General features: G+C 57.1%; 12 protein-coding genes. 9 read left to right on the top strand and 3 right to left on the bottom strand.

The annotated features are described in order from the left end of the window. Positions 1-15: 15 nt before the first annotated feature. Entirely contained in the window at positions 16-876 is an 861-nt protein-coding gene (locus HNQ64_RS10575) for a sugar phosphate isomerase/epimerase family protein (RefSeq protein WP_246431021.1), read from the bottom strand. A gap of 145 nt (positions 877-1,021) precedes the next feature. Between HNQ64_RS10575 and HNQ64_RS10570 the strand changes: the two genes are divergently transcribed. The 8 genes from HNQ64_RS10570 to HNQ64_RS10535 all read left to right on the top strand — a co-directional run bounded on the left by HNQ64_RS10570 (position 1,022) and on the right by HNQ64_RS10535 (position 11,489). Then, positions 1,022-1,876, top strand: a complete 855-nt coding sequence (locus HNQ64_RS10570; RefSeq protein ID WP_246431020.1) for a MotA/TolQ/ExbB proton channel family protein — start codon at positions 1,022-1,024, stop codon at positions 1,874-1,876. A gap of 16 nt (positions 1,877-1,892) precedes the next feature. Further along, on the top strand, positions 1,893-2,330 hold the full coding sequence (locus HNQ64_RS10565; RefSeq protein ID WP_184208302.1) for an ExbD/TolR family protein: 438 nt from the start codon (positions 1,893-1,895) through the stop codon (positions 2,328-2,330). Position 2,331: 1 nt separating this feature from the next. Further along, on the top strand, positions 2,332-4,815 hold the full coding sequence (locus tag HNQ64_RS10560) for a tetratricopeptide repeat protein (RefSeq protein ID WP_221305412.1): 2,484 nt from the start codon (positions 2,332-2,334) through the stop codon (positions 4,813-4,815). A gap of 108 nt (positions 4,816-4,923) precedes the next feature. Then, complete coding sequence (locus HNQ64_RS10555; protein WP_184208298.1) at positions 4,924-6,315, top strand: hypothetical protein; 1,392 nt, start codon at positions 4,924-4,926, stop codon at positions 6,313-6,315. After that, positions 6,312-7,862 carry an MATE family efflux transporter gene (locus tag HNQ64_RS10550; protein WP_184208296.1) on the top strand — a complete coding sequence of 517 codons (1,551 nt, stop codon included), beginning with the start codon at positions 6,312-6,314 and terminating at the stop codon, positions 7,860-7,862. The genes HNQ64_RS10555 and HNQ64_RS10550 overlap by 4 nt, the downstream gene beginning before the upstream one ends. Before the next feature lie 9 nt (positions 7,863-7,871). Next, positions 7,872-9,212: a DUF1501 domain-containing protein gene (locus HNQ64_RS10545; RefSeq protein ID WP_343075890.1), complete on the top strand. Its 1,341-nt coding sequence runs from the start codon at positions 7,872-7,874 to the stop codon at positions 9,210-9,212. Between the two features lie 50 nt (positions 9,213-9,262). Continuing rightward, positions 9,263-10,882, top strand: coding sequence for a PPC domain-containing protein (locus HNQ64_RS10540; protein WP_221305411.1), 1,620 nt, complete (start codon positions 9,263-9,265; stop codon positions 10,880-10,882). A 211-nt stretch (positions 10,883-11,093) separates the two neighbouring features. After that, positions 11,094-11,489 carry a hypothetical protein gene (locus HNQ64_RS10535; RefSeq protein WP_184208292.1) on the top strand — a complete coding sequence of 132 codons (396 nt, stop codon included), beginning with the start codon at positions 11,094-11,096 and terminating at the stop codon, positions 11,487-11,489. A 124-nt stretch (positions 11,490-11,613) separates the two neighbouring features. Here the strand turns inward: HNQ64_RS10535 and HNQ64_RS10530 are convergent, their stop codons facing one another. Next, positions 11,614-11,868 carry a DUF7660 family protein gene (locus tag HNQ64_RS10530; protein ID WP_184208290.1) on the bottom strand — a complete coding sequence of 85 codons (255 nt, stop codon included), beginning with the start codon at positions 11,866-11,868 and terminating at the stop codon, positions 11,614-11,616. A gap of 3 nt (positions 11,869-11,871) precedes the next feature. Beyond that, the gene (locus HNQ64_RS10525; protein ID WP_184208288.1) at positions 11,872-12,888 is read right to left on the bottom strand and encodes a hypothetical protein; all 1,017 of its coding nucleotides are present in this window, start codon (positions 12,886-12,888) and stop codon (positions 11,872-11,874) included. A gap of 354 nt (positions 12,889-13,242) precedes the next feature. Between HNQ64_RS10525 and HNQ64_RS10520 the strand changes: the two genes are divergently transcribed. Next, entirely contained in the window at positions 13,243-19,527 is a 6,285-nt protein-coding gene (locus tag HNQ64_RS10520) for an alpha-2-macroglobulin family protein (protein ID WP_221305410.1), read from the top strand. Positions 19,528-19,638 lie beyond the last annotated feature (111 nt).

The following is a 19,638-nucleotide window of genomic DNA, read 5'->3' as shown; positions in this document are numbered from 1 at the left end:
CACGAATAAATCTCATTACCACTTCACGCTGCCCAAAAACTGGACACTCGCGGGAATCTGCTTCTCTGAAATGGAGCTTTCATCTTCGATGAAGTAATACTTCACGCCCACTTTTTCTGCGGTGGAAAGAATGGCAGGCCAGTTCATCTGCCCCGTGCCCAGGGTCACATCGTTTTCGACATCGGTCTTGCCGGAGAGATCTCCAGTGGCGACACCTTTTTTGAGGTCTTTGAGGTGCATCAATTCCCAGCGACCAGCGTATTTTTCCAGTAGCTTGACCGGGTCTTGCCCCGGAAACACAACCCAGAGGACATCCATCTGGAACTTCACATTGGTGGGGTCGGTCTCTTTGATAATCAGATCAGCCAGGGTCTCCCCATCTTTCCATGGCTGGAATTCAAAACCATGAAGGTGATAAAAGAACTTAATGCCGACCTTAGCCAACGCTTCACCCGCCTTATTAAAAGTAGCAGCGATTTCACGTGCCTGAGGCTCATCCATGGGCGCTTTGTGGTCAGCCCAGGCACAACCAGCATATTCCAGGCCCAGACCTTTAGCTTCTTGCGCCACAGCCTCAGGCTCTTTTTTCCAACGTGCATACGGAAAATGAGCGCTCACAGCTTTCAGCCCACGGCTGCTCAATTCTTGCTTAAAAGCTTCAGCACTGAGATCGTAGGTGCCCGCCAGTTCCACATTCGTGATACCGAAGGATTTAACAGTATCTAAGGTACGGCTGACGCCTTTCAGCTTGAAGCTTGAGCGAAGACTGTAGAGCTGGAGTCCTGGACTGGCAGTGAATTTCTTTTCCTGAGCCTGCGTCTGAGGGCTAAAGACAAGGGCCAAAGCCGTGAAAGTAAGTGCAATTCTAAAAAACATAAGAAGCCCCATGGAAGCGGAGACTTTCTTCAAGGAAAAGCCAATTTCCTCGTGAAGGGTGAGTTTTTTTGCCCGTATGCTGCTTCTAAATCCGTCGGTTCTCGCCTCTTGCATCCTTCACCCTCGCGCCTACTGTCGCCCGCCCATGCATCGCCCTACTTTTTTCGCTTTCGCCATCCTCACTGTCCTGATGACGTGGTTGGCCCCTGTGGCTCATGCCCAAACTCCAGCATCCTCCCCACCTTCCGCCGTCACGCTTCCGGGTGAAACCATCACTCCAGTGACAAATGCAGCAGCGGGCGAAGATCCAGAAAACCCATTTGCAAATGCGCTGACCCTCAAAGGTTTCATCAAAAGCACTGGGGTGATGGCCTACCCACTGATTATATTATCCATGGTCACCGCCTTTTTGATCGTGCTATTCACCTTTACCGTTAGGCAGGGAACAGTGGTGAGTGATGCCTTCATGAATTCTGCCGACGCCCTTATTCGCAAACAAGATTACCTTGGCCTGTTAGCCGTGTGCAATCGGCGCAATGAATGCATAGCCCGCATCACCGCTAAAACGCTGGACTTTGCCACACGCAACCCAACCGCAAGCTTTGAAGAAGTGAAGGAAGTCACCGAAGCCGAAGGCAATCGCCAGTCGAGCCTCTTGTTAGCCCGAATTGCTTACCTGGGGGATGTCGGAGCTGTCGCACCCATGTTGGGATTGTTAGGCACCACGCTGGGCATGATCACCACTTTCCACGCTATTTCTGGCAAAGAATACGGTGGGTCTAATCAGTTGGGCTTGGCCCAAGGTGTTTCCGAAGCCCTTCTGTGCACGGCCTCCGGCTTGGTGATTGGCATTCCGGCACTCATTTTCTACGCCATCTTTCGCGGTAAAGTGAATCGTCTCATTTGCGAGATGGAGGCTGCCACCACACACCTGATGGCCCTGCTGGCCGTTCAATACAAACGGGCTGCTCGCGCAGTCGTGAACCGCAGCGGTGAATAACAGTCTTTGACTCACCATGAACTTTCGCAAACAGCATTCCATCGAACCCACCCCCATGCAGCTGGCCCCGCTGGTGGACGTGCTGTTCCTGCTGGTGATCTTTTTCGCCGTGACTTCTCACTATGCGAAAAATGAGCAGGTGCTGGACATCAGCGTGCCCGCGGCAGACGAGAAAGAAAAGAAGGAAGAAGAACTTCGAAATGTCGGTGAGATCGTCATCAACATCAAATCCGAAGGCGAAATCATCGTCAATGGGCAGACCCTGACCGAGGAAGAGCTGCTCGTGAAGCTGAAGAACATCACCTCCATCTACAAAGACCAAGCGGTGATCTTGAGAGGTGACCAGGTGGCCAATTTCCAATACATCATCAACGTGCTCAACGCCTGCCAAAAAGCAGGTATCTACAACATCGCCTTTGCCACGCAAAAGCCTGAGACGGCAACCCAGAAGTAAGATGCGCCGCCACAAACTGTCCCGTTTAGTCCTCCTGCCATGCCTTTGCGCTACGGCCCTTTTGGGTCAAGCTGTGCCCCGTGCCATCCCTGTGGATGACGAAGAGGCCCCCACCAAGCCGATACCGCGTGCCATTCCGGTGGATCCCAGCACTATGTCTGCGCAGCCTGCGGCTCCAGCCCAGCCAGCGGCCCCTGCAAAACCGAAGTCCCCTGATCAGGATCTCATTGATTACGCGAACATGATCTATGATCGCGGGGAATTTGCCATTGCAGCTCAGTCCTTCGGCCAGTATTTACAAAATTACCCTTCAGGCGCTCAGGTACCTCTGGCACTCTTCCGCATCGGTGAGTGCTACATGAAGCAGAACCAACTGAAGGTAGCCGAGGCCTACTACACAGAGGTCGTGAGTCGCTACCCGAATTCTGAAGGTGCTCCTTCAGCGGCTTATCGTCTCGGAGCCATGCGCTTCAACGGTAAAAATTTCGAAGAGTCTGCCCAGCAGTTTGCCTTTGCAGAGGCCAAGTCCCCCCTTCCCCAGGTGCGTCTGGCTGCCGCATACAATCGTGCTCGTGCCTATCAGATGCTGGGTGATAGCAAACGACAAAGCGCAGCTCTGCAATCAGTCCTGGCGACTACCACCGACAATCCCTATCGCGAAGCAGGCCTTCTCATGCTTGGCACGCTTTATCTCGCTGAAGATAAAAAGGCGGAAGCGCTGCCCCTTTTCGAAGAATTGCTAAAACTCAGCAAGGACAACGCCGTGCTCTCAGAGGCCAGCGTGAAAGCAGCCGTCCTTTATGCAGAAACGGGGAAACCCGAAGTGGCTGTCCCTCTGTTTGAAAAAGCTCTGAGCTACCCAGAGACAACCCCGATTAACCGCAGCATCTCGCTGGTCGGTGTCGTGCAGGCCCTTTTTGCTAAAGGCGACTACGATGGGGTGATTGATAACTACAATCGCAACTCAGGAGTGCTTCCTGAAGGCGAAACACGTCCGAAAATGCTTCTGCTCGTGGGCAATGCCTATCGCATGAAGAAAGCCTATGCCCGAGCGGTGGAGGTTTATCTCATGATCGAACAGGGATACCCGACAACTGACCAAGCTTTTGAAGCTGGCTATTGGAAACTCTACTGCTTTTATCTTCTTGATGACAAGGATCTGGGCGAATTTGCCAATGCCTTCATTCAGCGTCACCTCCAAGAGCGCGCTCAGCATGAATTCCTCAATCTCGCTCGCCTCATCCGCGCTGATTTCTATTTCAACAAAGCAGACTATGGCAAAGCAGCTGATAGCTACGTGGAAGTACAGATTGATAAACTGCCGATCAAGCTGCAACCCGGCACACTCTTCAATAAAGGCTGGGCTCTAGCGGAAGCAACACGTCACCAGGAAGCCATCGGCGCGTTTACCCAATTCCTCGCGGAATACCCCGCCCATGAGTTTAAGCCCAAGGCCTTAGCACGCCGTGGTTTAGCTTATCGTGAAGCTAAAGACTTGCCGAAAGCCGTCGGCGACTTCCAGCGTGTGGTCAAAGAATTTACCAGCTCAGAAGCGGCAGAAATCGCTTACTTGCAGTTAGGACTCATCGCGATGGAGCAGCGCGACCCCAAAGCCATGGTCGCGGCCTTTGAAATGCTCGTGAACAAGTATCCGCGCAGCCAAGCTGCGGGCCAGGCTTGGTATGGGATTGGTCGTGGTTACTTCGATCAAAAAGAATGGGACAAGGCCATCCCTGCTCTAGAAAAAGCCATTGAAACCGATAAAGCCGCCAACCTCGATCGTGCAAGTCAGATGCTGATGCTGGCCTCTTACGCCCAGCAAAACGTAGATGGCCTCAGCAAAGCCATTGATAACTACCGCAAAGCCAACCCGAACGCAAACATCCCCCCCAACGTAGTTTCCTGGCTAGGGCTGAAACTTTACGATTCGAAGCTTTACGCACGCTCCGCCCAATACCTGAATCTGGCCACAACTCCTGACACTCCCGAAAACACGGACCCGCGTGTTTGGAATTACCTTGGAATGGCCTTTTTAGAAACCAAGGACTACGAGTCTGCGATCAAAGCCACCGATCACTTTTTGGCCGTTACCCCAGAAAGCGCCGTTAAAGCTCGCGCGCTCATGACGAAAGGCCGTGCGTTATTAGGGCTGGGAAAAATTGAAGAAGCTGAAAAAATCGCTCAGGAAGGATTGGGCTTTGCCAAAGATGGTAAACCTCAGGCTTTGCTGTTGATCTTAGAAGGCGATGTCGCTCTGGCTGCAGGAGAGAGCTTGGAAAAAGCTGGCAATGCAGCCGGTGCTCTTGAAAAATACAAGGCTGCCGCAGGCAAATTCATGTTCCCCGCGCAGTTCTTCGATGATGAGGAAGTCACTCCTGAAGCCATGGATAAAGCAGCCAAGGCTCTCGAGAAAGCCGGGCAAGCTGATAAAGCGGGTGAGTTTCGAAAACTACTGAAGGAGCGTTATCCGCGTTACGGAATGTAATGGAAGGCTGGCTTTTGATCACCGCCAGCCCACCATTCGAGTAACACGGTCGTCATTCACGGCCCTATCTTGACGATACCTGTTACCCCCATCTATTCTGCACCACGCATGGATCAAACAGGGTCGGACAAAATCGCCAAACACTACCAACGCGGGCTGCCTCTTATCACAGGGTTAGCCTTAGCTGCAATGGGTGGCGGCCTGGGATTGATTTTACAGCCCAGTTCCCAATCTCTGCTCTTTTGGTTAGGCGTCATCGCCGTCCTGGGGGGACTAATTTGGGCCAGCTTAGCAGCTTGGCTACCTCAGGGACCGGTTTTACGTTTTGTAGGTTGGCTGACGGGCAACTTGATTGTTTTTACTCTGATGCTGGGCCTTGCTGAAGGAGGCTTTCGTTTGGCAGGGGTCAATTTCAATAATCTCACAGGCCAGACCGATGACCCGCGCGCCCACTATCCGCTCTGCCTGCGGATGCCCGACCGTCCCTTGGGAGAAATTTATTTTACCCGGGCGGGTCCACTTACCTGGACAGGACGTCCTCTCTCCACATTCCTAAAGATCAATCACGGCACAGATAGCGCTTATGAGGATGAAGCCGAATTCACCGCTCATTATGATGCCAATGGCTTCCGTAATCCCAACGATCAGACAGACTGGCAAGCGGTCGTGGTGGGGGATTCCTTCACCGAATCAGGAGCCTTACCCTACGAACAGATTTTCACCACCGTGGCGGCTCAAGGCAGTGGCACCAGCATCCGCAATCTAGGCGTCTGTAATACTGGCACCCTGGCCCATTTGGAGTATCTACGCCGCTTCGGCAAAGGACCTTCCACGCATCGAGCCATCCTGGCTTTTTACGAAGGCAATGACATCCTCGATACCGAAGAGGAGCAGTCCCACCTCCAACAATATCGTGATAGTGGCTGGCGTCCAGATCGCACACCCCGGCCCCAGACTTCATTGATCAAAGCTTCCTACCAAGTAGCGAAGCACCTCATTTCTCGCACTCCCGCCATTCGCTATCAAAATGCTTGGCTGACCACTGCCACCCCAGAGATACCCATCACCATCCGTGGTGCCCCCATGCCTCTGGATCCTGAGTCTTTTTCCTCGGCTCAAAAAGCACTTTTAGACGATGTCATCCATCAGTGGGCACAGACTTGCACGAGGTTAGAGCTTGAGCCCTGGCTCCTCTACATTCCGGCGAATAATCGCACGTATCATGGCCTTGTGCGTTTCACACCGGATGCTGAGGCAACGCTACGCGAGTGGCAGCCCGGCACCTTGCCGACTTACATGCAGGAACTCTGTACACGCCAAAACATTCACTTCATCAACGCCTACCCTGTCTTAAGAAATTCCGCCGAAAGCGGCAGCCTCGTTTATAATCGTATCCTGGATACGCACCTCAATCAAGAAGGCTCACGATTGATCGGTGAACTGCTTGCAAAACATCTCTCCGATGCGAAAACAGGCAGCCTGGAGAAGACCCGACCATGAGCCTCATGCCCAAAATCGTGCGCGGATCCGCGATGCACGTGATTGAGCAGGTTGTCCGGCTCGCCTGTGGGTTGTGGATCACCCCCCGGATGGTTTACTATCTGGGAGAGAATGGCTTTGGCCTTTGGGGCATCCTAGCAGGCATTTTTTCTCAGTTCCTGCTCCTAGATCTGGGGCTATCCACTTCCATGCCGCGCTTTCTAGCGCGGGCTATTGGCAATGGAGACGTGGATGACCTCCGCCGCACCGCGAGTACAGGCACCCTGGGCATGCTGATTATTGGGGTCATCGCTCAAATTGCCGGAGCGATCACCTGGCTCACCCTGCCCTGGTTTCTTTCCGAAGTCCACGAGTTGGAGGAAGCGCGTCATGTTGTCGTTGCCCTCACCATCAGCTCGTTAGCCTTTTGGTTAGTCCGACCTATCCTGGTGCATCTCCAGAGTCAGTTGCGGCGTGACATCATCGCCATCGCAGCCATCACTCGGGTGCTCCTCTGCACCGTGGCGGTGGCCTGGGCGCTGGGACATGGCAAAGGGCTGGTCACCGTAGCCTGGATCCACACCATCGGGGGCCTGGGTGAACTCGCCCTCATGGCGCTTATGGACCGCGCATTCTTCCCTTTGGTTCGATGGCACTGGACTCAGCGGCACAAGGCTCGGGAGTTACTTATTTTCTCTCGCTGGAGTTACCTCCTCACCACCAGTGAGCGCATTAGCTTTAGCGGCACAGACATCTTCATCCTTGCCGCCGTCATCAGCAGTGCTGCCTCAGGCATTTATTCTTTGGGTCAAAAATTTGCCATCATGTTTTATGATGTGGCTTACTCCATTGTAGGGGCTCAGTTACTTTCAGCCTTCAGTCAATTGGACGGGGCCGACGATCGCAGTGGGCTAGAGCGTGGCTTTATCGCCGCATCTCGCATTTCTGTTCAAGTCGCCGTCATTGGTGGAGGCATTCTGTGGGCTATCGGTCCGGCGTTTCTCACCCGTTGGGTGCCTCAGCAGGCAGCCGAGGCTACCCCAGTCTTGTTAGCCCTCATCTTCCCTCACGTTCTGGGCGCAGCACAGATCCCAGCCCGCCATCTGCTCATCAGCCTGGCTCGCCATCGCGCCTTGGCGCTAACCTTCCTCGTCGGTATCATTTTAAATATCTTGCTGACTTACGTCTTGGTACGGCATCAAGGCATCACAGGCGCAGCGATCGCTAGCCTAGTGGTCATGAGTCTCGTGTATGGCGTGGCCATGCCGTGGTTGGTGGTGAGCAAGGTTGGGCTATCTTGGCGCACCGTGGCCTGGCAGTGCCTGTGGTTACCGCTTATCCGCAGCACTGCCCTAATGGCCCCTGCTTTTTTCCTGGCGCGTCAGTGGTTGCAGGAGGCGACGTATTTTCACATCATCATGACCATCACGGCACTCTCCGTCATCTTTTTCGCACTCCTCATGCTGGGTCTGCTGGGCCGTGACGAACGCACCTGGTTTAAAATGGGGGTTGAGGTTCTTTTCAAAAGGAATAAAGCCGCCGCAAGACCGCCCACGGCTTCGTCGTAGGTTTGGGCAGTGAATTCAGGTTCTCATTACAATTGCGCGGGCGTGGGCCGTCGCGACTTCCTCCAGATCGGCTTCGGGGCCATCGGCGGGGTCGCGTTTTCAGACATCTTAGCGATGCGGGCGCAAGCTGCCCAGGCGCGAGGCAAGGCGAGCCCAGACGAGATCAACTGCATCCTCGTCTGGCTGGACGGTGGCCCCTCACACTACGAAACCTTCGATCCGAAGCCGGATGCGCCGCGTGAGATCCGGGGCGAGTTCAAATCCATCCCCACCAGCGTGCCGGGTGTGCATTTCTGTGAAACCATGCCGAAGCTGGCGAAGTGCTTCGACAAGTTCACGGTCCTGCGTTCGCTCTGCCACAAGGACCCGAACCACGGCGGCGGGAACCATTATTTGATGACAGGCACGCCCACACCGGTGCCGGTGGGCTGCGGGGCTTTTGTCTCGTTCCATCCCTCGTTTGGCTCCATGGTCTCACATGAGCGCGGCGTGCGGGGTGGCCTGCCTGGCTACATGAGCCTGCCCAGTGTGACACGCTCTGGTGGTCCGAATTTCCTCGGCGCGCAGCATGCACCTTTCGTCATCGGCGGCGACCCGAGCAGCAAGTCCTTTCGAGTGCGCGATCTGGCCATTCCCCAAGATATCAGCGAAGGCCGGGCGCTCAGTCGCAATAGCCTACGCGCCTCTTTGGATAACCTAAAGCGTATCAACCACAAGGCCGCAGAAGATCCCACGGTGGGTTTTGATCAATTTTACCAGCAGGGCATGGAACTGGTCACTTCCGATACTGCCCAAGCCGCCTTTGAATTGAGCAAAGAACCTGAAGCCACGCGCAAGCTGTATGGTGAAAATGACTTTGGCCAGCGACTGCTGCTGGCGCGTCGCCTCGCTGAAGTGGGCGTGTCCTTCACCGTCGCCTACTGGGGTGGCTGGGACCATCATCGCGATATTTTTAAGACCTTCAAAGACGGCTACGCAGCAAAGCTGGATCAAGGCCTGAGTGGCCTCATCACAGACCTAGATCAGCGCGGCATGCTGGATAGCACGCTTGTGATCTGTCTGGGTGAATTTGGCCGCACCCCAAAAGTGAATAAAGACTCGGGCCGCGACCACTGGCCAGGGGCGATGAGTGTGGTGATGGCAGGCGCGGGCATTCCTGGAGGGCAGATCATCGGTGCGACCGATCCTAAAGGTTACTACGCGGCGGAGAATATCTACTCGCCAGAAGACTTTGCCGTCTCCCTCTACACGAAGCTGGGCATTGATCCGCATCAGGTCCTCCACTCGAACACGGGGCGTCCGGTGCAGCTCGTGAACGGCGGCAAGCCCATCAAAGAGCTCTTCGCGTGAAGCCCTTGACCCGACTGCGGCACGTGTGGCCCCACCGTCTCCTTTTGTCCATGGCCCTGGGCACAGGGGTGTTGTGGGCGGAGGCACCCAAGCTAGAAGCACTGTTCCCTGCTGGTGGACAGATTGGCAGCAGTTTCACACTCGCAGCCACGGGCAAGCTGGATGACACGGTACGTCTATGGACGGATGCGCCGGGGCTTTACCTCACGCCGACGGGCAAAAAACGCGAGTGGCAGGTGACGGTGTCTCCGCAGGCCCGGCCAGGGCTGCATCACATCGTGGCACTGAATGCAGACGGCATTTCAGACCCGCGCGTTTTCAGCATCGGCCAACACCCAGAAATCACGGAGGCGGAGCCTAACGACATGGTGGGTAAAGGCCAGGCCGTGGCCAAGCTGCCCACCTGTGTGAATGCCCGCCTGGACAAGAGTGGCGATGTGGACGGCTACACCGTGACCCTGAAGACGGGGCAGACGCTGCACGCACTGGTAGAGGCCTATGCGCTGGGATCTCCCGTGGATGTGATGGCGCATGTGCTGGATCCTGCGGGCCTGCGCGTGCTGACTGTGAGCGACGGGCGGAATCTGGATCCGCGTCTGGTTTACACCGCACCGAAGGATGGGGACTACACCGTGCAGCTCGCAGGTTTTGCCCATCCGCCTCTGGCTGATGTGCGCTTCACGGGCGGCCCCACGGTAGTCTATCGCCTGCATCTCAGCACCGGTCCCGTGGTCACGCACCTGCACCCCGCAGCGCTCGCCACCAGAGGCAAGACGGAAGTCACCCAGATGGGGAGCGGGCTGGATGCAAAAAAACTTGGCCTAACTGTAGATGCAACCACGCTGCCCAACAGCAGTGACAAAGTGCGGCAGATCCTCGTGGCAGGGGCCTTGCAGCCCATCCAGGTGCTGGCGGTGGAAAAGCCCGCCCTAATGGAAAAAGAGCCTAACAATACCACCGCCCAGGCCACTCCGGTGCCTACAGGCACATTGACGCTGGCAGGGGGAATCGCCGACAAGGCCGATGTGGACCGCTACTCTCTAATCCTGAAAAAGGGCGAGAAGGGACAGGCGCGCCTGTATTCCCGACAACTCGGTTTATCCCTGGATGCCACACTGCGCATCGAAGGGCCCGATGGCAAGGTGCTGGCCACCGCCGTGGACCAGGGCGAGCAGCCAGACCCAAACGCGACCTGGACAGCGGCAGCGGACGGCGCATACCAGATCATCGTGGAGGACCAGTTTCATCAAGGCGGGCCTAACCATCATTACGTGATTGATCTCTCTCCGGCAGCTCCGGATGTGGCCGTGACCCTGCCTGAGCGCAAGCCCATCGCGCTGGCCCCTGGCAAGACTGCCGTGGTGAAGGTGAATGTGAAGCCCCTGAACGGCTACAAACAAACAACGGTGCTACGCGTCAGCGGATTGCCCCCCGGAGTTGCAGCGGCAGAGGTGCCAGTGCCAGAAAAGGGCGGCGATGTGGAAGTGAAGCTGGTGGCAGCCACAAACGCGGAGCCAAGCCAATCCCCTCTGCTGTTTCAGCTTTGGCCCCTACAGGAACCAATGACGACCGTGACTGCCGACTACCCCTTACGCAACGAGGATGTGCGCGGCACCACACTGCGAGACCGGAACTCGGCTGTGTGGTTGCTGGTAGAAAAGAAGAAATGAGGCGAGGTGGCCGCAGCCCATCAAGCACCACGGAGGTTTCATCAACTATCTGGCCTCCTACCTCGGCAAGTCCGACCAGACCCGACCGGGTGATTTTACCGGGCGCTACTGGGGCACCTTTGCCCGCACCCGGCTTCCCGTCGGTGAGCTTCACATCCTCCAGCTTACCCCCCAGCAGTGGGTCCGCGTTCGCCGTCTGGCCCGCAAAAAGATGGAGCACGATATCAACCACCGCCGCTGGTCCCTCTTCTTCAAGGACGTCAACCCCCGCAAGCCCGCCCCAGGCCCAGAGTACGGCATCCTGTCCAAATGCCCCTCCATCTTCGGCAACCGTCTCTTTTGGGGCCAGCTCAAGAGCGCATTTCATGGCGGCGCACGCAGGCTCCGCGCCTGGCACTGGATGGGCCGCGAAGAGGTCGAGTATGAAGGCTCCCTCTACTGGACCACCCCCGGCTACGGTTACGGCGTCACCGCCACCAGCATCGTCCCTGGCTTCCGCCCTCCCTCCCGTTACAAGGCCCGCCACCTCGACCGCATCCGCCTCATCTGCAACGCGACGGGCTTCATCCAGGCCATCCAAAGGGGCATCCAGCAAGGCTTGATTTGACCTAACCTCTTGTTAGACCCGGCTCCGCCGCAGCGCGGCGGATGGCTTGAAGACCCACTATGCCGAGATCAAACCCGAAAGAATAAAAAGTTCCTGCTACGAGCAAATGCGGCACGCCTTGATATTACTCATAAATCTTTGCTGCATCAAATATGTCACATAAAACTTTCCATGTCAGTTCTTTCGGGACCTCCAGACCATGATTCATATAATAGCCATCCATATCTTCAACCCACCTCCCTAATGCATCCAAAAAGCTGGGTATATCTTTATTTTCCCAATCTTCGTGGTTAGTCCGAAAATCTTTCTCCATTCCTTGAATAAATACGACAAAGTCTTTGCGAGTGAATATTGATTTGTCCTGCTTTGATTCGCTCATAATTCATTTATTTCTTTTAAACTCGACGGATTTCCCTTCATTCGTGGTCGTAAACTTCTTAGCATCTTTCGCGACTTCTTCTGATGTCGCGATTCGATATGGAACTTTAACTTCCGCCTTCTGGAAAGCAGCAAGTCGCCGATTGTCCAATGTAAACATCAAACCATCTTTATCAAATATTCTTATGGGTGGAACGCTCGTTGCATTCACTTTCCCTGCGCGGAGGTCAGCCGCCAAACTTTTCACAGTCCCACCAGTGCTAAAATTGTTAGATATAGTATTTTGACTAAATCTAATCAATGATGGATCCATTGTAGTTACAACAGCCGCTTCAGCATTAGCAACCGTGCCAGAAGCGGTTGCTGTTGGGGATGCCGCAGGTAAAGCAGCCGGAACGGGTTCTGACTTAGGCAAAGGGGTGGGATTCGGCCCTTTTGGTGCATTAGGTAGTTTTTGCACACTAGGCACCTTTGGCACTCTAGGGACGTTTATTCCCCCAAACATACCAGGTTGACTTGCGGCATAAACCAAATATTCCATTACTTTTGCGCTGGTGGGGTTTTCTTTCTTATGCCTCTCGTGTCTAGCTTGAGTTATTGGGCCATCTACAAAACTAAAAAAATCTGCGACGTTATAAAGTTCTTCTGAAGCCATATCCCATGCCTCACTGTGTATAGACGACCAATCACTAGCTAGCTCCAACGGATCGAACTTCGTCCAAGGGTTCTGCTGGACATAGGCATACAAATTGGGGCCATCTGGCATCCATCCCCGGCAATGGATCTGCGCATGGAAATCTTGGGATGGCCACGCATCGTAGGCATCTTCGGGCCCATGCTGCTGGGCAACTGAAGCCGCGCTTTCCAGGGGAGCTGTGCCCTTTAGACCGACTACGATTTCCGCCTCGTCGTAGGCATGCAAGGCAGTCTCTTCTCCCTGAAACATCCCTCCCCAGGCTCGTCCTTCCAGGCCACCAAAACCGGTGAGCCAGAGGCAGAGGAAAAGAAGCAGCCGATTCATGAATCTAAGTGACTTCTACTAACCGAATCCCAGCGGTATCCCAAGGCTTTTCCAAAAGCCCACTTATCCCTGCTACGATGACGGAGAACGGTCACTCGCCATGCCTCCTGGGACCTGCCACTTGGCTGATTAAAACAGTCCATCCTACTTTTAACAAGCCTGCCTTCCCTCCTCCCAAGGAGCAGTACTTGCCAAGTCCCGTCTCTTTGAGCCTCCGCACTCCACTGGGAGCGGATCGTGGGTTCTCGTTTCTCTTGAAGATGGCGGGACGCAAATTTGACGAAAAAGATCCTGAACACCCCAAGAGGCGGGCTTGTCTCTCGTGATGCGCTTTGGTAAAACCCACACTGCGGTATGAAATATTTTCTCTGGCTCCCCCTCGTCTTCCTTCTCATGCCTACCCCCACCCCAGCCCAAGATGCCCAGGCGACCTTGGAGAAAGTGAAAGCCCTGACTGAGCAGGGCAATCACCGGGAGGCAGCGGACCTGGGGAAGGCGGGACTGAAGGGGGCGGATGCGACGGCGGAGCTGCTAGCTGCCACCTTTCAGGCACTGGCCAGCCTGAATGCACCGGCGGAGCAGGAGGAGGTGCTGGAGATGACGGTGAAGACTCACCCGAAAAACTGGAACCTACTTTTGCAGGCGGCGGTGGATTTTGGGAGGTTGGAGCACAGCGGGCAGATCGTGGATGGGAAGTTCCAGCGCCAAGCCTACCGCTATGCCCGAGGGGGCAACTTTGTGCAAACGCAGCAGCGCGACCGCCATCGCGAGCTGCAACTGCTGGAGGCGGCATGGAAGGCGCAACCTGCGGAGGCGACCGTGGCGGAAAAGATCACGGTGATGAGCCTGCTGGCCTCAGGATTGATGCCTGGTCATTCCTACCATGGCAGCGGTCTCTACGAATCGGGGATGGTGTGGAGCCTGCTGCACCTGACCGACATCCAGGGGCCGCTGCCGGACTATGATGAGCAGAGTGGGCTGGATGATCCGGCCACGGGCTACCCGGTGGATGAAAAGGGCGAGCCTGTTTACTTCAAGGCGGCGGAGTCCTGGGCAGCAGCCCGGAATGATGGCGAGCGCATTTTGTGGCTGTGGCAGGAGATAGGAAAACTGCACCCGGGGCAGATGAAGGAGTCGCTGCGGATCTTGGCGGAGCTGGCGAAGGCGTGGTTCTCAGTTCGCACTTTGGAGGACTTGGGGCTGCGTTTTGAGGCGGATGAAAAGGAAGGGGCAAAGCGCGATGGCATCGCGGCGCTGCACACGCTGAAGGATGATGAAACGGTGGTGCGGCTGGCCACGGGGCCGAAGCGCCTCACGCTGCCGCCTGAGTGGAGCTTCATGGAACTGCTGAAAGCCCGGGCGAATGATCCTGAGGAAAGCGCCATGAGACGGGCGGAAATCTGGAAGGTATTGGCGGATGAGTGGACGGACCGTCGCCAGTATCCAAAGGCGGTGGAGGCCCTGAAAAATGGCATCGCAGTACTGCCGAAGCTGACGGAGAAAGAGCAAAAGCTGCTGGAAAAGAAGCTAAAGCCCAGTTCGTCCAATCTCCTGCCGGATGTGGGCGGGGCAGATTCTTTCAGCACGGCGGAAGGCTCCATGGTCGCCGAGATGTCCACAAGCCTCTGGGAGATCACTGCGAACCAGGGCCACCTGGATCCACAGCTCGCCCAGGCTGCAGGCAGTGAGGCGAAGCTGTCGCTGACGTTTCGCAATGCGACGCAGGTTTCCTTTTCCGCCCGCCGGGTGAATGTGGCCAAGCTGCTGGCGGATACGGAGGCGTACCTGCGCAGCTCGCCCAAGGAGTTTGAGTGGCAGCGGGCGAATATCCAGAGCATCGGCCAGCGCCTGCTGGAGGAAGGCAATGGAAAGAAATATCTCATGGGAGATGCAGTGACCTGGGAGCAGAAGTTGGAGCCACGTGAGAACCACTGGGACCGCCGGGTGACGGTACCCACACCACTGAAGGAGGCCGGGGCCTGGCTGGTAGAGGGACGTTTTGAAGGCGGACACGTGACCAAGGCACTGCTGTGGCTGGAGGGTCTGGTGATCGTGCAGACGAAACAGGCCAAGGGCGGGCACTACTTCATCGCCGATGCGGCCACGGGCGCCCCTGTCGAAGGCGCCACGGTGCGGTTCTTTGGCTATCATCAGGAGTGGAAGGAGAGCAAGATCCTGCGCCGGCCCCAGATGCACTACACTTTCAAGGACCTGCAACTGACCTCCGATGCCGCGGGGCAGGTGAAGTCAGACATGGCGAAGATGGATAACTACCAGTGGCTGATCCAGGCCAAGGCGGCAGACGGGCGGCTGGCGTTCCTGGGCTTTCAGGGTTTGTACTTTCATGAGGGGCGGGACCGATACGATGCGCAGACCCGCCTTTACACCATCACGGACCGTCCGGTCTATCGTCCGGGCCAGGAGGTGAAGTGGAAGGCCTGGGCACGGCAGGTGGGCTATGATCCAAAGCTGGACAGCAATGTCTTTGCCGATGCGATGATGAAGGTGACCATCACGGATCCGCGTGGTGAAAAGGTGACGGAAAAGACCTTCAAGGCCGATGAATCCGGGGCCATCAACGACGTGCTGATGCTGGGGGATGAGGCCACCCTAGGCAGCTACGTGATGACCTTCGCAGCGCAGAGGAAAGGTAGAGCCCTGGAGCATGTGGGGAACCACAACTTCCGCGTGGAGGAGTACAAGAAACCGGAGTTTGAAGTGAAGGTGGAGGCGCCCACCACACCGGTGGCGCTGGGCGATAGCTTTGAGGTGAAGGTGAAGGCGGACTACTACTTTGGTGGTCCGGTGAAGGAGGGGAAGGTGAAGTACAACGTACAGCGCAGCGCACATACGGAGCGCTGGTTTCCCATCGGTCCGTGGGACTGGCTTTTCGGCGCGGGATATGGCTGGCGCGCGAGTTATTATGACTGGTATCCAGGGGCGGAGCGCTGGTGCTTCTGCATCCCGCGCTACCCGTGGGTGCGCTGGCATTCGGACCCGCCGGAGCTGGTGGCCGAAGGCGAATCCCCGCTGAATGCGGACGGCACTTTCACCATCCAGGTGGATACCGCACTCGCGAAGGAACTCCATGGCCAGGAAGATCACCGTTACACCATCGAGGCGCAGGTGACGGACCAGAGCCGCCGCACGATCTTTGGCACGGGCAGCGTGCTGGCGGCGCGGCGTCCGTTTGAGGTCTATGTCTCGCTGAACCAGGGCTACTACCAGACAGGCGAAGTGGCGGAGGCGACGGTGAATGCGCGCACGCTGGATGGCCGCGAGGTGCAGGCCACAGGCGGCCTAACCGTTTATCGGATCACGTATGGCAAGGATGGCCAGCCGACGGAAGAGGCTGTGCACACCGCCGAGGTGACGCTGAAAGAGGGCGAGCCGATGGTGAAGGCGCGCTTTACCCTGGCGCAGGGCGGGCAGTATCGTGTCTCGGTCAAGCTGAAGGACAAGGCGGGGCATGAGATCGAGGGCATCAGCTTCACCACGGCCCGTGGCGAGGGCTTTGAGGAGGGCAAAGACTACCGTTTTGACGACCTGGAACTCATCACTCAAAAGGATGAATACGCGCCTGGAGAAGAGGTGGAAATCACGCTGAACACGAACCGCCCCGGCAGCACGGTGGCGCTGTTTTTGCGGACCGAAAACGGGACCTATCCTGACCCGGTGTGGATCAAGCTGGAGGGCAAGAGCACGACGCACCGCTTCAACCTGACGGAGGCGGACCAGCCGAATGTTTTTCTGGAGGCCTACACTGTGAGCGCGGCGAAGGTACACCAAGTGACACGCCAGATCATCGTTCCGCCGAAGAAGCGCATCGCCACGGTGGAGTTGACGCCGGACAGCGCGACTTATCTGCCTGGCCAGGGATCGAAGGTAAAGGTGCTGGTGAAGGACCAGGACGGAAAACCCTTTGTGGGCAAGGTGGTGCTGACGGCCTATGACAAGGCGCTGGAGTACATCTCCGGTGGCAGCAATCAGCAAGACATCCGTCCCTTTTTCTGGGGCTGGAAGCGCAGCCATTACCCGCAGGTAACAGATTCCCTCCACGCGCTAGAAACGGGCCTTGGGGGCTGGATGAGTCCGCTGGGGATCTTTGGCGGCAGCGTGGCGGATGATGCGGGCGATCCCTTTGCCTCTGGAGGTGCACCTGCGGCAGGTGGCATGGCAAGCAGGCGGATGAGCATGAAGTTTGAAGGAGGTCTCGCGATGGCCCCCCCACCCCCCCCCGGTGCGCCGATGGCGGCCCCTGCGCCTGTGGCGATGGCCATAGAGATGTCTGCAGATGCCTTTGCCGCAGGCGGTGCTGCTGCTGACGCAGAAGAAGGCCCGCAGCCGATGATCCGCAGCAATCTAGCGGACAGTGCGGTGTGGATCGCAGACTTCACCACGGATGCGCAGGGCGCGGGCGAGTTTAACTTCACGCTGCCGGACAACCTTACGACGTGGAAGCTGCGCTCCTGGGTGATGGGCCCGTCCACGCAGGTGGGGGAGGCGGCGGTGGAGGTCATCACGCGGAAGAACCTGATGGTGCGGCTGCAGGCCCCGCGCTTCTTTGTGGAAAAGGATGAGGTGGTGATCTCGGCCAACGTCCACAATGAAATGGACGTGGCGCAGAGTGTGAAAGCGGTGCTGGAGCTGGAGGGCGGCGTGCTGGAATTTCTGGAGAAAGGGCAGGCCACCCAGGCAGCGGCGGACATCGGCGCGCATGGCGAAAAGCGCTTTGACTGGCGGGTGAAAGTCACCGGCGAGGGCGAGGCGAAGATCCGCGTGAAGGCGCTGGCGCAGAAGGACAGCGACGCCATGGAGATGACCTTCCCGGCCTACACCCACGGCCTGCTGAAGACGGACTCCTGGAGCCTGGCCCTGCGCCCGGATGAGGCCAGTGGCAAGCTGACGCTGAAGGTGCCTGCGGAGCGCAAGCCGGAGCAGTCCCGCCTGGAGGTGCGCTACTCCCCCACGCTGGCGATGGCGCTGGTGGATGCGCTGCCGTATCTGGTGGCCTACCCCTATGGCTGCACAGAGCAGACGCTGAACCGCTTTGTCCCCACGGTGATCACCCTGGGTGTGCTGAAGGACCTGGGCGTGGACCTGAAAGCGGTGAAGGAAAAACTCACGAACCTGAATGCCCAGCAGATCGGCAAACCGGAGGAGCGTGCGAAGCAGTGGAAGGGACGGCCTAACCAAGAGCCTGTCTTTGATGAGGACGAAGTGAAGAAGATGGCGAAGACGGGCCTGGCCCGGCTGGAGGCCATGCGCAATGGCGACGGCGGCTGGGGCTGGTTCCCCGGCGGGCGCGAGTCCTCCCCCCACATCACGGCGGTGGTGATGCACGGCCTGAAGGCGGCGGAGCGCATCGGCTTTGACCTGAATGATGGCCTGATCCGCCAAGGGGTGGAATGGCTGGCACGTCATGAGGCGGAGGAGCTGCGCCGGCTGAATTTGCCTGTGAAGCACAAGGACCGCAAAAGCTACCCGGACAATCTGGATGCGCTGATCCACAGCGTGCTGGTGGAGTACAAAGCCGGCAACAAGGCCATGCGTGACCAGCTTTATGAACAGCGTGAGAAGCTCTCCCGCTACAGCGTGGCCCTGCTGGGCCTAACGTGCGATGCGGTGGAGGAGGATGAACGCCGCGACATGTGCCTGCGCAATTTGCGGCAGTTCCTGAAACAGGATGAGGAGAACCAGACGGCCTATCTGGATCTGCCACAGGGAGGCTGGTGGTGGTATTGGTATGAGGACCAGATCGAAACTCAGGCGGTCTTTCTGCGACTGCTGGTGGCAGCGAATCCGAAGGACGAAACGGCCCCACGAATCGCCAAGTACCTGCTGAACAATCGCCGTAACGGCACCTACTGGAACAGTACGAAGGATACGGCGGCGGTCATCGAGGCCCTGGCCATCTATGCGAAGGCCAGCGGCGAAACCAACCCGCAGCAGACGCTGGAGGTACTCCTAGACGGCAAGTCTTTGAAGAAGGTGGAGATCACGAAGGAGACGCTCTTCACCTTTGATGGCAGCCTACTGCTGGAGGGCGAGGCCCTGACCACGGGCGAGCACACGCTGGAGATTCGCAAGCTGGGCGAATCCCCTCTTTATGTGAATGCGTACCTGACGGTCTTCTCGCAAGAAGATAACATCCCCGCCTCCGGGTTGGAGGTGAAGGCGCGGCGCAAGTTTTACAAGCTGATCGAGGAGAAGCCGGAGCAGAAAGTGGCGGGCGGGCGCGGCCAGGTGGTGACGCAGACCGGGCTGAAATATCGTCGCGAGGAAATCGCCAGCGATAGCCCCTTGAAGAGCGGAGACCTCATCGAAGTGGAGCTGTCCGTGGAAAGCAAAAACGACTACGAATACGTTCTGATTGAGGACCTAAAGCCCGCCGGTTTTGAACCGGTAAAAGTGCAGAGCGGCTGGACCTACGAGGGCCTGCCTGCCTATCAGGAATTCCGCGATGAGAAAGTGGCCTTCTTTGCCGAGCGGCTACCCAAAGGTACGCACAACCTAAGCTACCGCGTGAAGGCCGAGATCCCTGGCCGTTTCAGCGCCCTGCCCACGAAGATTGAGGCGATGTATGCGCCGGAGCTGAAAGGCAACTCGGACGAGTGGAAAGCGCGAATCACGGAATAAGACTCCAGGCTCTTTCAACCCGGATGATGCAATAGGCGCGAGGTGTTGTGAGCGAAGGTATTGACGCTGTGTGGGATTGACACCTATGGCATGCTTCACCCTCATGGTGAA

The sequence above is a fragment of the Prosthecobacter dejongeii genome, assembly GCF_014203045.1.
Classification (GTDB): domain Bacteria; phylum Verrucomicrobiota; class Verrucomicrobiia; order Verrucomicrobiales; family Verrucomicrobiaceae; genus Prosthecobacter; species Prosthecobacter dejongeii.
The sequence above is the reverse complement of the archived record's forward strand: the minus strand, read 5'-3'. Positions and strand labels throughout refer to the sequence as shown.